The sequence below is a fragment of the Streptomyces asoensis genome, assembly GCF_013085465.1.
Classification (GTDB): Bacteria; Actinomycetota; Actinomycetes; order Streptomycetales; family Streptomycetaceae; genus Streptomyces; species Streptomyces cacaoi_A.
The window spans coordinates 6,627,505-6,640,581 of record NZ_CP049838.1; the positions used below are offsets into that span (position 1 = coordinate 6,627,505).

Here is a 13,077-nt window from a genome sequence, read left to right on the forward strand (position 1 = left end):
CCACTCACGGTCAGGAGTGTCCGGCAGCAGACTGATGTCCATGAACACGAACCAGATCGAAGGCCTCATCGGAATGCTCATGGTCCTCGGGATCCTCGTCCTCCTGGTCCTCCCGTCCGTGCTCGGCATCGTGCGCGACCGGCGCGCCGACCGGCAGATCAGGGAGGCCCAGGAGGCCCGGGGGGAGAGGGAGGGTCAGAAGTCCTCGTCCAGGTCGACGGTGCCCTCCACCGCCACCTGGTACGCCGACGGACGGCGCTCGAAGAAGTTGGTCAGCTCCTGAACGCCCTGGAGCTCCATGAAGGAGAAGGGGTTCTCCGAGCCGTACACCGGGGCGAACCCGAGCCGCGACAGACGCTGGTCGGCGACGCACTCGAGGTACTGCCGCATCGAGTCGGTGTTCATGCCCGGCAGCCCCTCACCGCACAGGTCCCGCCCGAACTGGAGCTCGGCCTCGACGGCCTCCCGCAGCATGGCCGTCACCTCCTCCTGGAGCTGGTCGTCGAAGAGATCCGGCTCCTCCTTGCGGACGGTGTCGACCACCTCGAAGGCGAAGCTCATGTGCATGGTCTCGTCACGGAACACCCAGTTGGTGCCCGTGGCGAGGCCGTGCAGCAGACCCCGGCTGCGGAACCAGTAGACGTACGCGAAGGCGCCGTAGAAGAACAGGCCCTCGATGCACGCGGCGAAGCAGATCAGGTTGAGCAGGAAGCGGCGGCGGTCGGCCTTGCTCTCCAGCCGGTCCAGCTTCTCGACCTCGTTGATCCACTTGAAGCAGAACTCGGCCTTCTCGCGGATGGACGGGATGTTCTCCACCGCGTCGAAGGCGGCCGCCCGGTCCTCCGGATCGGGGAGGTAGGTGTCCAGGAGCGTCAGATAGAACTGGACGTGGACGGCCTCCTCGAAGAGCTGTCGGCTCAGATAGAGCCGCGCCTCGGGGGAGTTGATGTGCTTGTACAGGGTCAGCACGAGGTTGTTCGCCACGATCGAGTCGCCCGTCGCGAAGAACGCGACCAGCCGGCCGATCATGTGCTGCTCGCCCGCGGAGAGCTTCGCCAGGTCGGTGACGTCCGAGTGGAGGTCGACCTCCTCGACGGTCCAGGTGTTCTTGATGGCGTCCCGATAGCGCTCGTAGAAGTCCGGGTAGCGCATCGGGCGGAGGGTCAGCTCGAAGCCCGGGTCGAGCAGGTTCTTGGCTTCGCTGGTCATTACTGGCAGGCCTCGCAGGACTCGGGGTTCTCAAGGGAGCAGGCGACGGCCTCTTCCGAGGTCACCTGCTGCACGGGGATGGTGGCGGGGGTCTGCGCCTGGGCCGCGCGGGCGATACGGGTCGCCGGGCGGGAGCGCAGGTAGTACGTCGTCTTCAGGCCCGACTTCCAGGCGTACGCGTACATCGAGGAGAGCTTGCCGATGGTCGGCGTCTCCAGGAACAGGTTCAGGGACTGGGCCTGGTCCAGGTACGGGGTGCGGGCGGCGGCCATGTCGATCAGGCCGCGCTGCGGGATCTCCCACGCCGTGCGGTACAGGGCGCGCACCTCCGCCGGGATCCAGGCGAACTCCTGCACCGAGCCGCTGGAGTCGCGCAGCGCCTCACGGGTGCGGGCGTCCCAGACGCCGAGGTCCTTGAGGTCCTGCACCAGGTAGGAGTTGACCTGGAGGAACTCGCCGGACAGCGTCTCGCGCTTGAACAGGTTGGACACCTGCGGCTCGATGCACTCGTACACGCCCGCGATGGACGCGATGGTGGCGGTGGGGGCGATGGCGAGCAGCAGGGAGTTGCGCATGCCGGTCCGCGCGATCCGTGCGCGCAGGGCCGCCCAGCGCTCGGGCCAGCTGAACTCCACGCCGTAGTGGTCCGGGTGCAGCACGCCCCTGGCCGTACGGGTCTTCTCCCAGGCCGGCAGCGGGCCGTTGCGCTCGGCCAGCTCGGCGGAGGCCTCGTAGGCGGCGAGCATGATGCGCTCGGCGATCCGGGTGGACAGCGCCTTCGCCTCGGGCGAGTCGAAGGGCAGTCGCAGCTTGAAGAAGACGTCCTGGAGGCCCATCGCGCCCAGGCCGACCGGGCGCCAGCGGGCGTTGGAGCGGCCCGCCTGCTCGGTCGGGTAGAAGTTGATGTCGACGACCCGGTCGAGGAAGGTGACGGCCGTGCGGACGGCCTCGTCCAGACGCTCCCAGTCGATCGCCCCGGCCGTCGTGTCGACGAACGCGCCGAGGTTCACCGAACCCAGGTTGCAGACCGCCGTCTCGCCGTCGTCCGTGACCTCCAGGATCTCCGTGCAGAGGTTGGAGGAGTGCACGACGTGGCCCGGCTCGGCCGTCTGGTTGGCGGTGCGGTTGGCCGCGTCCTTGAAGGTCATCCAGCCGTTGCCGGTCTGCGCGAGAGTGCGCATCATGCGGCCGTAGAGGTCACGGGCGGGGATGGTCTTCTTGGCGAGGCCGGCCGCCTCCGCCTTGCGGTAGGCCGCGTCGAACTCGTCGCCCCACAGGTCGACGAGCTCGGGCACGTCGGCGGGGGAGAACAGCGACCACTGCTCGTCGGCGTTGACCCGGCGCATGAACTCGTCCGGGATCCAGTGCGCGAGGTTCAGGTTGTGCGTCCGGCGGGCGTCCTCACCGGTGTTGTCCCGCAGCTCCAGGAACTCCTCGATGTCGGAGTGCCAGGTCTCCAGGTAGACCGCGGCCGCGCCCTTGCGCCGGCCGCCCTGGTTCACCGCGGCGACCGAGGCGTCGAGCGTCTTCAGGAACGGCACGATGCCGTTGGAGTGCCCGTTGGTGCCCCGGATCAGCGAACCGCGGCTGCGGATACGGGAGTACGACAGTCCGATGCCGCCCGCGTGCTTCGACAGCCGGGCCACCTGGTGGTAGCGGTCGTAGATGGAGTCCAGCTCGTCCAGCGGGGAGTCGAGCAGGTAGCAGGACGACATCTGGGGGTGCCGGGTACCGGAGTTGAAGAGCGTGGGGGAGGACGGGAGGTAGTCCAGACGGCTCATCAGCCCGTAGAGCGCGGCGACCTCGTCCACGGAACGGGGCGTGTCGTCCTCGGCGAGGCCGGAGGCGACGCGCAGCAGGAAGTGCTGCGGTGTCTCGACGACCTTGCGGGTGATCGGGTGCCGCAGGAGGTAGCGGCTGTGCAGGGTACGGAGCCCGAAGTAGCCGAAGCGGTCGTCGGCCCGCTCGTCGATCAGGGCGTCGAGGCGGACCGCGTGGAGGCGCACGAACTCGGCGGTGCGGTCGGCGATCAGGCCCTCGCGGTGGCCGACGGCGACCGATCCGGTGAACGACGTGACGCCCTGGGAGGCGGCCTCCGCGGCGATGCTGATCGTCAGCAGCCGGGCGGCCAGTTTCGAGTAGGCGGGGTCCTCGGAGATCAGGCCCGCGGCCCCCTCCGTGGCCAGCTCGCGCAGCTCCGCCTCGTCGGCCCGGGCGGACCGGCCGCGCAGGGCGGCGGCGGCGACCCGGCCGGGGTCGGCGTCGGGCAGATCGGCGGTCAGCTCGGTCAGGGTACGCAGCAACGCGGTACCGGGACCGTCGGTCTCCAGTTCGGTGACTGAAACCGGGTCGGCTGGCGCGATGGTCACGTGGGGCTCTCCCTCGCTCGGCGGTGGGCCTTGCGGAGGGCAGGGGGCAGCACACGAGCGCGCGGGGGCGTCGCGTCCACCGGCCCACTCCACGAGACCCGGACGTCAGGGCACCCGGACCGGACGGCCGGGCACGCTGTCGGCAGGACCTCGGACTGAACAGGCGTGCGCATACGGGTATGGATGCACGCAAGTACACCGTTGCGGGACAGTTCCGGATTCGCACCGGATTCCCCTGCGGCGACAGCGAGCATGAGCATACATCTTGTGCTCGCCTGTCACGCCACCCCCAGATGTTGTGTCGAGGCGGTTTCAGAGCGTCAGCTGATAGGCGATCAGGGTGAGATCGTTCCGGTGTCGCACGGGATGCCGGTCCCGCTCGGGTGTGCGGACGAAACCCGGACGTTCGCAGACCCGGTCGACCGCGAGCACCCGAGTGTGCCGGGCGCCCGGGTTGCGGAGCGTGCCGGGAGTGATTCCATGGAAGTAGGCGTCGGCGCCGTGCGAATCCTCTGTCCCGCGAGTCCTCCGTCCCGGGAACCACCCTCTCGGAACTCGCAAGGAGAACGCCATGACGAGGGTCGTCGGCCATCCGCCCGGCAAGGAGCGACCGCGCGACGCGCCGATGGCCACACTGGTCTTCCGACGGGCGGGACACCGGGTCGGACACGGGTTCGTCGGCCGCTGGCACTCCCTGACGATCCGTCTGGAAGCCCGTCGCGGCGCCACCCGCCCCAAGCAGTGGCGCTGATGGGTCTCCTACGCCAACGTCACCAGGATGATCTGGCTGGTCGCCGTGTTGGCGCTGCTCGCCTGGGTCGGGGAGGGCCTGTTCATCCTCATCACGCACGACACGACCGGCTTCGAGCAGTGGCGGCAGGGCAACGAGGGGTTCGAAACCCTCTTCAAGTTCGTCGGTCCGGTCCTCGCCGCCTCGATGGCCGCCGCGCTCTTCCTGTTCTGGTGGTACCGCTGGACCAAGCGGCGCTATCTCGTCAAGGCACTGCGGGATCCGCGTCGGCTGGTGCCCACCGCCGGATACGACACCGCCCAGATCGTGGGCTGCGAAGACATCGCCCAGGTCATTGCCGAGCGGCTGCGGGAGCGCGACACCCGGCGGCCGTATCTGCTCGTCGGCGGCGTCGGAACGGGGAAGACCGCCGTCCTCGTACGGCTCACCGAACACCCGGCCGCCGTGCATCTGCACGGACCGGGAGCCGCTGCGGCCCGGACTGCGCATCGGCACGTCCACCCCGCCGGCACCGGGCACGACCTGTCTGCCCGACTGCAAGTTCCAGCTCTGCCCGTACCCTCCCCGGGGCGGTGTGCCCCGGGAGAGATCCGCGAGTCGTTCTGCCGCCAGCAACAGGCTCTGCTGCCCGGCAGCGTCCGGCGCTGGCTGCCCCGGGGGCTGCGCCGGAAGACCCCGCACTGGGTCGGCATGCGAGTCCGCGAACTGGACCGCTTCTGGGACGCGATGGCCGGCCGGACACGGGACTAGGCCTCGGCCGGCCGATCCTGCGCCCCTGGGCCCGTCCGGCCGATCGTGCGCCCCTAGTGACCGGCGCCCGCCGTCGCCGGGGGCAGCTCGACCGCCACGCCCGGGTCGCCCGCGTCCGCCGTGTAGTCCTCCGGCTTCGTCTCGTCGATGCCGTCGGGGGCCTTGGCCGCCTTCAGGACGAAGGTCAGCACCACCGTGACGACGACGTTGATCAGGAACGCCGTGAGACCGATGTAGCCGATCTCGCCGATGCCCGGGATCTCCTTCGACGAGCCGCCGAAGTGCTTCTGGGTCGGGGAGGCGACACCGTAAGCGGCGAAGGTGCCGTAGACCATGCCGACCGCCCAGCCGGCGAGCAGGGCCCAGCGGTGGAACCAGCGGGTGAAGAGGCCGCCGACCAGGGCCGGGAACGTCTGGAGGATCCAGATCCCGCCCAGCAGCTGGAAGTTGATGGCGACCGTCTTGTCCATGGTGAGGACGAAGACCAGGGCGCCCACCTTCACCAGCAGCGAGACCAGCTTGGAGACCTTCGTCTCCTGCGCGGGCGTCGCGTCCGGCTTGATGAAGTCCTTGTAGATGTTGCGGGTGAAGAGGTTCGCGGCCGCGATCGACATGATGGCCGCGGGCACGAGCGCGCCGATGCCGATCGCCGCGAACGCCACCCCCGCGAACCAGGACGGGAACATGTCCTCGAACAGCTGCGGGATCGCCAACTGTCCGTTGGTGACCTTGACCCCGGCCGCGATCGCCATGAAGCCCAGCAGCGCCAGCAGGCCCAGCATCAGGGAGTACAGCGGCAGGATCGTGGTGTTGCGGCGGATCACCTCACGGCTGCGGGACGACAGCGTCGCCGTGATCGAGTGCGGGTACATGAACAGCGCCAGCGCCGAGCCCAACGCCAGCGTGGCGTACGTCCACTGGCCGGGTTCCGCCGGTGCCAGCGCGCCGCGCGGCTTGCCCGTCGCCGGGTTGGTCTGGCTGAACGCCTCGCCCGCCTTGGCGAAGATGTCGTCGAACCCGCCCAGCTTGATCGGGATGTAGATGATCGCCACCGCGATGACGATGTAGATCAGCGTGTCCTTCACGAACGCGATCAGTGCGGGGGCCCGCAGACCCGAGGAGTAGGTGTAGGCCGCCAGCACGCCGAACGCGATCAGCAGCGGCAGGTCCTTCACGAACCAGTTGGTGTCCTCGCCGCCGCCGACGCCCATCACGTCGAGCACGGCCTGGATGCCGACCAGCTGGAGCGCGATGTACGGCATCGTCGCCAGGATGCCGGTGACGGCGACCGCCAGCGACAGGCCCTTCGAGCCGAACCGGCCGCGCACGAAGTCCGAGGTCGTCACATAGCCGTGCTTGTGGGACACCGACCACAGTCGGGGCAGGAAGGTGAAGATCAGCGGGTAGACGAGGATCGTGTACGGCACCGCGAAGAAGCCGGCCGCGCCCGCCGCGTAGATCGCCGCGGGTACGGCGACGAAGGTGTACGCGGTGTACAGGTCGCCGCCGAGCAGGAACCAGGTGACCCAGGTGCCGAACGACCGGCCGCCGAGGCCCCATTCGTCGAGGCTGTCGTTCTCGGCCTTGCGCCAGCGCGCGGCCAGGAAGCCCATGACCGTGACGGCCAGGAAGAAGAAGATGAAGACGGCGAGCGCGACGCCGTTCACGCCGTCCTTCACTCCGACGCACCACCCTTCGCGGAAGAAGAGCCCGCGCGGCCGCGCTGGTCACGCTGCCACAGCTTGTACGCGGTCACGGTGAGCGCGGCGGAGAGGGGCACCCACAGCATCTGGTACCAGTAGAAGAAGGGGATCCCTATGAACGCCGGATCCACCTTCGCGTACGAACCCACCCACAGCATTGCCACGAAGGGTGCGATCAGACAGAGGGCGATGGCGACGCGCGCAGGCGTCACCACCGGTTCCCTCGTTTTCTCGTCGGACATCGGCGGCTCCGTCCCCTCACTCTGATCGCCTTGATCACAGATGTAATGCGCAGGCAATGTAAGTGACGGATAAGCCCAGCGGAAGACCCTCCACAGACCCTCTACGCGGTGGGCTACTCGGTGGGCCGCTTCAGCCGTGCCACGAACTTGTACCGGTCGCCCCGGTACACCGACCGCACCCACTCCACCGGCCGGCCCTCCTGGTCCAGCGAGTGGCGGGAGAGCATCAGCATCGGCAGGCCCACGTCGGTGCCCAGCAGGCCCGCCTCGCGCGGAGTGGCCAGCGAGGTCTCGATGGTCTCCTCGGCCTCGGCGAGACGGACGTCGTAGACCTCGGCGAGGGCGGTGTACAGCGAGGTGTACTTGACCAGTGACCTGCGCAGGGCCGGGAAGCGCTTCGCCGACAGATGGGTCGTCTCGATGGCCATCGGTTCGCCGTTGGCCATGCGCAGACGCTCGATGCGCAGCACCCGTACGCCGGCCGTTATGTCGAGGAGGTCGGCGAGGCGGTCGTCGGCGGTGATGTAGCCGATGTCCAGGAGCTGCGAGGTCGGCTCGAGGCCCTGGGCCCGCATGTCCTCGGTGTACGAGGTGAGTTGGAGCGCCTGGGACACCTTCGGCTTGGCGACGAAGGTGCCCTTGCCCTGGATGCGCTCGAGGCGGCCCTCGACGACGAGTTCCTGGAGGGCCTGGCGGACGGTCGTGCGCGAGGTGTCGAACTCGGCCGCCAGGGTGCGCTCCGGCGGGACCGGGGTGCCCGGAGACTGTGTCTCCGTGATGTCGAGCAGGTGTTTTTTCAGGCGGTAGTACTTGGGCACACGCGCGGTACGGACGGTCGCCCCACCCTCGTTCTCCGCACTGCTGACGTCGGTGCTCATGGCCTGCCTTCCCGGCTGCGGGTGCCGAAATGGCCGACACGCCGTCGGCCGCGGGTCACATCGTGGCACGGACGCGGGGATGCTGCCCCACCGTTCCGTGATCCCTCTGTATACCGTCGCAACCTTTGCTGGTCTAGTCCACCAGGGCAAATGGTCTACCGGAGTGGAACCCTCCGTAGTCGAGGTTTTCGACGGCTTCTTACTTAAAGGTTCCTGCATATGTAGGTCCCATAACGGCTGTTCGGAGGGGGTTCGGCCACCCTTGACAGGCTTATTGGTCTGAGCCAAGCTCTGCGCACTGGTCTACACCATTGGTCCAGAGATCGAGGTCCCGGCCCGTGGGCGGGGGGTGTGGCATCCCTGAGGAGGATGGCGTGAAGCGCAAGCTGATAGCCGCGATCGGTATCGCGGGCATGATGGTCTCCATCGCGGCGTGCGGGGACGACAGTGGCAGCGGGGACTCGAAGGGCACCGACGCCAAGGAGCTGACGGTCTGGCTGACCGTCGACGCGCAGAACAACTGGCCCGAGCTGGTGAAGGCGGCCGACGCGGCGGTGCAGAAGGCGCACCCCGGCGTCAAGATCAACCACGAGTACTACGGCTGGCCGGACAAGAACGCCAAGCTGGACGCGGTTCTCGCCACCGACAAGGCCCCCGACGTCGTCGAGATGGGCAACACCGAGATGCTCGGCTACATGGTCAAGGGCGCCTTCGCCCCCCTCGACGCCGCCAAGTTCGACAACTCCTCCGCCTGGCTCGACGGCCTCAAGGCCTCGGTGACCTACGACGGCAAGACCTACGGCGTCCCGTACTACGCGGGCGGCCGGGTCGCCAACTGGCGCAAGGACCTCTTCGCCTCGGCGGGCGTCAAGACCACGCCGAAGACGTACACCGAGCTGACCGCCGCCCTGGACAAGGTCCAGAAGAAGGAGGGCGACAAGTTCTCCGCCTGGTACCAGCCCACCCGTGACTGGTACGCGGCCATGTCCTTCGTCTACGACGCCGGCGGCTCGATCGCCAAGGAGGAGGGCGGCGAGTGGAAGGCCAACCTCTCCTCGCCCGAGTCCGTCAAGGGCCTCACCGAGTTCAAGAACGTCCTCGACAAGTACATGCACGGCGACAAGACCAAGGACGAGTCCGACCGTTACATCGTCTACGGCCAGGGCAAGTCCGGCATGATCTTCGCCCCCGCCTGGGAGGGCGCGACCGCCGCGGCGAAGGAGAACGACAAGACCGGCAAGCTCGCGAACAACGTCGAGAACTTCGTGATGCCCGGCCCGTCCGGCAAGAACCTCCCCGTCTTCCTGGGCGGCTCCGACCTCGCCGTCCCGGTGAAGTCGGACGCGCAGGCCCTCGCCGCCGAGTGGATCAACGCGTTCACCGGCCCGTCCGGCCAGAAGGGCCTGATCGCCAAGGGCAACCTGCCCAACAACAAGACCGACCTCGCGACCCTCAAGAGCGATCCGGCCACCGCGGTCCCGGCCACCGCCGCCGAGTCCAACTGGTTCGTCCCGATGGCTCCCGGCTGGGGCCAGGTCGAGAAGGCCCAGGTGCTCCAGACCATGCTCCAGAGCATCGGCACCGGCAAGAAGACGGTCGAGGCCGCCGCGAAGGACGCGGACGCCGCGATCGACAAGGTCATCAACACCAAGTGACCTGAGAGCAGGGCCCCGTCGCCCCCGGAGGGCTTCATCGGGGCGGGGCCCTGCCTCCCGTACGACCCGTACGGGGCTTCGCCTTCGTACGACCCGAGGGACCGCTGAGGAGCGCGCGGATGAGTGCCGCAGACACGACCACTGCCAAAGTGCCGCCGACGCGGCAGTCGCCGCCACCACCACCCGTGGTGCCAAGACCACGCGGCCGCCGGAGTTCCGGCGGGGCCGCGACCCCCTGGCTGCTCCTCGCCCCCTGCCTGCTGGTCCTCGCCCTGGTGATGGGCTATCCGCTGGTCCGGCTGGTCACCCTCTCCTTCCAGAAGTTCGGGCAGTCCCAGCTGTGGGGCTTCCAGCCGGCCGAGTCGGTCGGCTTCGACAACTTCACGGGCGTGCTGGGCGACGGCGAGTTCTGGCAGGTCGTCATCCGCACGATCGTCTTCGCGGCCGGCTGCGTGATCTTCACGATGGTCATCGGGATGCTGATCGCGCTGCTCCTCCAGCGGGTCTCCGGCTGGGTGAAGACCCTGGTGAACATCGCGCTCGTGGCCGGCTGGGGCATGCCGGTCATCGTCGCCACCACCGTCTTCAAGTGGCTGTTCGACGCCGACTACGGCATCCTCAACGCGGTCCTGAGCAGGCTGCCGGGCGTCGAGCTGATCGGCCACAACTGGTTCGCCAGCGGCCCGCAGGGGCTGGCGGTCATCATGCTCCTGGTCGTCTGGGGCGCCGTGCCCTTCGTGGTCATCACCCTCAGCGCCGGCCTCACCCAGGTCCCGGCCGAACTGGAGGAGGCCGCCCGCCTCGACGGCGCGGGCGCCTGGGGCGTCTTCCGGTACGTCACCCTGCCCATCCTCAAGCCGATCATCGTGATGCTCACGACCCTGTCGGTCATCTGGGACATGGGCGTCTTCCCCCAGGTCTTCGTCATGCGCAACGGACACCCGGAAGCCGAGTTCCAGATCCTGACGACGTACTCCTACGACCGCGCCTTCGTCGTCAACGACTACGGACAGGGCTCGGCGATCGCCCTGATCACCGTGTTGCTGCTGCTCGGGGTGGTCGCCGTCTACATGCGCCAGATGCTGAAGATCGGAGAGGTCGAATGAGCGCCGTTGCCTCCGAGGCGAGCCGGGCGGGAAGCCGGTCCGGGCGCCGCAGGTCGAAGTCCGGCTGGAACCTCCTGGGCCTGCTCGTCTTCGCCGTCGCGGGCTTCCCCGTCTACTGGATGCTGAACACCGCGTTCAAGCCGGCGAAGGACGCCATCGATCCGGACCCGAGCCTGCTGCCGACGGGAATCACCCTCGACAACTTCAGCCGCGCGCTGCACATCGCCGACTTCTGGGGCCCGGTGGGCCGCAGCCTGCTCGTCTCCCTGGCGGTCGTCGCGATCGGCGTCGTCGTCGGCATGCTGGCCGCCCTGGCCATCTCCCGGTTCGCCTTCCGCGGCCGCAAGATCGTGATCGTGGGCATCCTGGCCGTCCAGATGGTCCCGCTGGTCGCCATGATCATCCCGGTCTTCCTGCTCCTGAACGACCTGGGCCAGTACGACAAGCTCTCCGGCCTGATCCTCACGTACCTGACCTTCATCCTCCCCTTCACGGTGTGGACGCTGCGCGGCTTCATCGTCAACATCCCGAAGGAGCTGGAGGAGGCCGCGATGGTCGACGGCTGCTCCCGCACCGGGGCCTTCGTCCGGGTGGTCTTCCCCCTGCTGGCCCCGGGCATGGTCGCCACCTCGGTCTACGGCTTCATCCAGGCCTGGAACGAGTACCTCTACGCCCTGATGCTGCTCAGCCAGAAGAACCAGACGGCCACCGTCTGGCTCAGCAACTTCTCCACCAAGCACGGCACCGAGTACGCCCCGATGATGGCCGGCGCCACGATGATGGCCCTACCGATCGTCGCCCTGTTCCTCCTCGTCCAGCGCAAGATGGCCGCGGGGCTGACCGCGGGCGCCGTGAAGGGATAACGCCCCCGATGACGACAATCGCCAGCGGCACCGACACTCTCACCCGTGACGCCCTGACGGTCCTCCAACCCGGCTTCCCCGGCACCACCGCCCCCGACTGGCTGCTGCGCCGCCTGGGCGAGGGCCTGGCGTCGGTGGGCCTGTTCGGCCGGAACATCGCCTCGCCGGAACAACTCGCCTCGCTGACAGCGCAGTTGCGCGCGGAGCGGGACGACGTCCTGGTCGCGATCGACGAGGAGGGCGGAGACGTCACGCGCCTGGAGGTGCGCACCGGCTCCAGCTTCCCCGGCAACCACGCGCTGGGCGCGGTGGACGACGTCTCGCTCACGCTGGAGGTGGCCGCGGAGCTGGGCCGCCGCCTCGCGGAGTGCGGCGTCAACCTCAACTGGGCGCCCTCCGCCGACGTGAACTCCAACCCCGCGAACCCGGTCATCGGGGTCCGCTCCTTCGGCGCCGACCCCGGACTGGTCGCCCGGCACACCGCCGCCTACGTCACCGGCCTTCAGTCGGCGGGCGTGGCGGCCTGCACCAAGCACTTCCCGGGGCACGGCGACACGGCCGTCGACTCCCACCACGCGCTCCCGCGCATAGACGCCGACCCCGCGGTCCTGACGGAACGCGAACTGACCCCGTTCCGCGCCGCCATCGCCGCCGGCACCCGCGCCGTGATGAGCGCGCACATCCTGGTCCCCGCCCTGGACCCGGCCCGACCGGCGACACTGTCCCCGCGCATCCTCACCACCCTGCTCCGCGAGGAACTCGGCTACGACGGCCTGATCGTCACCGACGGCATGGAGATGCAGGCCGTCGCCGCGACCTACGGCATCGAGCGCGGCAGCGTCCTGGCCGTCGCGGCCGGCGCCGACGCCATCTGCGTGGGCGGCGGCCTGGCGGACGACGAGACGGTACGCCGCCTGCGCGACGCCCTGGTCACCGCCGTCCGCACGGGCGAACTCCCCGAGCAACGCCTCGCGGACGCGGCGGAACGGGTGCGGACACTGGCCCGCTGGACGGCTCCGGGGCGCGCGGCCGCGGCCGGCACCGGCGAGGGGACGCGCGCGGGCCGGAGCGCCGGGCGAGCCGATGTCGGGCTGATCGCCGCCCGCCGGGCGCTGCGCCTCACTGGCGACGACGTCTTCACCCCGCTCACCGACCCGCCGTTCGTCGCCGCGCTCACCCCGGTCGCGAACATCGCCGTCGGTGACGAGACCCCGTGGGGCGTGGCCGCTGAGCTGGGCCGGCTGCTGCCGGGGACGGAGACCGGCAGCTTCGCGGGCACGGACGCGGGACACGCGGCGCTGGTCGCGGCGGGGGAGCGGCGGATCGTCGCCGTGGTCCGTGACGAGCACCGGCATCCCTGGATGGCGGCGGCCCTCGACACCCTCCTCACGGCGCGCCCGGACACGGTCGTCGTCGAGATGGGCGTCCCCCAGGCCCCGCCCCGCGGCGCCCTGCACATCGCCACCCACGGCGCGGCCCGGGTGTGCGGCCGCGCGGCGGCGGAGGTCATCGCGGCCGGCACGCACGCCTGAGCACCACCACGACGAAGGC

General features: G+C 69.3%; 12 protein-coding genes and 1 riboswitch. Of the genes, 7 read left to right on the forward strand and 5 right to left on the reverse strand.

The window, feature by feature from the left end; translation table 11 throughout:
- Window positions 1-40 precede the first annotated feature (40 nt).
- Window positions 41-283 carry a hypothetical protein gene (locus G9272_RS29780; protein WP_082412921.1) on the forward strand — a complete coding sequence of 81 codons (243 nt, stop codon included), beginning with the start codon at window positions 41-43 and terminating at the stop codon, window positions 281-283.
- Here G9272_RS29780 and G9272_RS29785 read toward each other — a convergent pair.
- Both G9272_RS29785 and G9272_RS29790 read right to left on the reverse strand, forming a co-directional pair.
- Complete coding sequence (locus G9272_RS29785) at window positions 196-1,209, reverse strand: ribonucleotide-diphosphate reductase subunit beta (RefSeq protein ID WP_171399380.1); 1,014 nt, start codon at window positions 1,207-1,209, stop codon at window positions 196-198. The genes G9272_RS29780 and G9272_RS29785 overlap by 88 nt on opposite strands.
- On the reverse strand, window positions 1,209-3,578 hold the full coding sequence (locus G9272_RS29790; RefSeq protein ID WP_171399381.1) for a ribonucleoside-diphosphate reductase subunit alpha: 2,370 nt from the start codon (window positions 3,576-3,578) through the stop codon (window positions 1,209-1,211). The genes G9272_RS29785 and G9272_RS29790 overlap by 1 nt, the downstream gene beginning before the upstream one ends.
- A 124-nt stretch (window positions 3,579-3,702) precedes the next feature.
- Window positions 3,703-3,838, reverse strand: a riboswitch (cobalamin riboswitch).
- A 311-nt stretch (window positions 3,839-4,149) separates the two neighbouring features.
- Here G9272_RS29790 and G9272_RS45495 point away from each other — a divergent pair.
- Together G9272_RS45495 and G9272_RS45500 are read left to right on the forward strand one after the other, a co-directional pair.
- The gene (locus G9272_RS45495) at window positions 4,150-4,329 is read left to right on the forward strand and encodes a hypothetical protein (RefSeq protein WP_253267980.1); all 180 of its coding nucleotides are present in this window, start codon (window positions 4,150-4,152) and stop codon (window positions 4,327-4,329) included.
- Window positions 4,330-4,356: 27 nt separating this feature from the next.
- Complete coding sequence (locus G9272_RS45500) at window positions 4,357-5,079, forward strand: hypothetical protein (protein WP_253267981.1); 723 nt, start codon at window positions 4,357-4,359, stop codon at window positions 5,077-5,079.
- Window positions 5,080-5,132: 53 nt separating this feature from the next.
- Here G9272_RS45500 and mctP read toward each other — a convergent pair whose 3' ends face one another.
- From mctP to G9272_RS29810, 3 genes are all read right to left on the reverse strand, one after another.
- Window positions 5,133-6,758, reverse strand: a complete 1,626-nt coding sequence (gene mctP, locus G9272_RS29800; RefSeq protein ID WP_171399382.1) for a monocarboxylate uptake permease MctP — start codon at window positions 6,756-6,758, stop codon at window positions 5,133-5,135.
- Complete coding sequence (locus G9272_RS29805) at window positions 6,755-7,024, reverse strand: DUF3311 domain-containing protein (RefSeq protein ID WP_171399383.1); 270 nt, start codon at window positions 7,022-7,024, stop codon at window positions 6,755-6,757. The genes mctP and G9272_RS29805 overlap by 4 nt, the downstream gene beginning before the upstream one ends.
- Before the next feature lie 113 nt (window positions 7,025-7,137).
- Window positions 7,138-7,902 (reverse strand): GntR family transcriptional regulator, encoded by a 765-nt coding sequence (locus G9272_RS29810; RefSeq protein WP_020130765.1) that lies wholly within the window; start codon window positions 7,900-7,902, stop codon window positions 7,138-7,140.
- Window positions 7,903-8,276: 374 nt separating this feature from the next.
- Between G9272_RS29810 and G9272_RS29815 the strand changes: the two genes are divergently transcribed.
- The 4 genes from G9272_RS29815 to G9272_RS29830 all read left to right on the forward strand — a co-directional run bounded on the left by G9272_RS29815 (window position 8,277) and on the right by G9272_RS29830 (window position 13,058).
- Window positions 8,277-9,557 carry an extracellular solute-binding protein gene (locus G9272_RS29815; protein ID WP_171399384.1) on the forward strand — a complete coding sequence of 427 codons (1,281 nt, stop codon included), beginning with the start codon at window positions 8,277-8,279 and terminating at the stop codon, window positions 9,555-9,557.
- 119 nt (window positions 9,558-9,676) lie between these two features.
- On the forward strand, window positions 9,677-10,663 hold the full coding sequence (locus G9272_RS29820) for a carbohydrate ABC transporter permease (RefSeq protein WP_171399385.1): 987 nt from the start codon (window positions 9,677-9,679) through the stop codon (window positions 10,661-10,663).
- The gene (locus G9272_RS29825) at window positions 10,660-11,526 is read left to right on the forward strand and encodes a carbohydrate ABC transporter permease (RefSeq protein WP_171399386.1); all 867 of its coding nucleotides are present in this window, start codon (window positions 10,660-10,662) and stop codon (window positions 11,524-11,526) included. Before G9272_RS29820 ends, G9272_RS29825 begins: the two co-directional genes overlap by 4 nt.
- An 8-nt stretch (window positions 11,527-11,534) precedes the next feature.
- Complete coding sequence (locus G9272_RS29830) at window positions 11,535-13,058, forward strand: glycoside hydrolase family 3 protein (RefSeq protein WP_171399387.1); 1,524 nt, start codon at window positions 11,535-11,537, stop codon at window positions 13,056-13,058.
- The last annotated feature ends 19 nt before the right edge of the window (window positions 13,059-13,077 follow it).

What these genes read in the sequence shown, in the direction of transcription:
- G9272_RS29780 (WP_082412921.1), top strand. Translation starts at nt 41, where the DNA reads ATGAACACGAACCAGATCGAAGGCCTCATCGGAATGCTCATGGTCCTC.
- G9272_RS29785 (WP_171399380.1), bottom strand. Translation starts at nt 1,209, where the DNA reads ATGACCAGCGAAGCCAAGAACCTGCTCGACCCGGGCTTCGAGCTGACC.
- G9272_RS45495 (WP_253267980.1), top strand. Translation starts at nt 4,150, where the DNA reads ATGACGAGGGTCGTCGGCCATCCGCCCGGCAAGGAGCGACCGCGCGAC.
- G9272_RS45500 (WP_253267981.1), top strand. Translation starts at nt 4,357, where the DNA reads ATGATCTGGCTGGTCGCCGTGTTGGCGCTGCTCGCCTGGGTCGGGGAG.
- G9272_RS29805 (WP_171399383.1), bottom strand. Translation starts at nt 7,024, where the DNA reads ATGTCCGACGAGAAAACGAGGGAACCGGTGGTGACGCCTGCGCGCGTC.
- G9272_RS29810 (WP_020130765.1), bottom strand. Translation starts at nt 7,902, where the DNA reads ATGAGCACCGACGTCAGCAGTGCGGAGAACGAGGGTGGGGCGACCGTC.
- G9272_RS29820 (WP_171399385.1), top strand. Translation starts at nt 9,677, where the DNA reads ATGAGTGCCGCAGACACGACCACTGCCAAAGTGCCGCCGACGCGGCAG.
- G9272_RS29825 (WP_171399386.1), top strand. Translation starts at nt 10,660, where the DNA reads ATGAGCGCCGTTGCCTCCGAGGCGAGCCGGGCGGGAAGCCGGTCCGGG.
- G9272_RS29830 (WP_171399387.1), top strand. Translation starts at nt 11,535, where the DNA reads ATGACGACAATCGCCAGCGGCACCGACACTCTCACCCGTGACGCCCTG.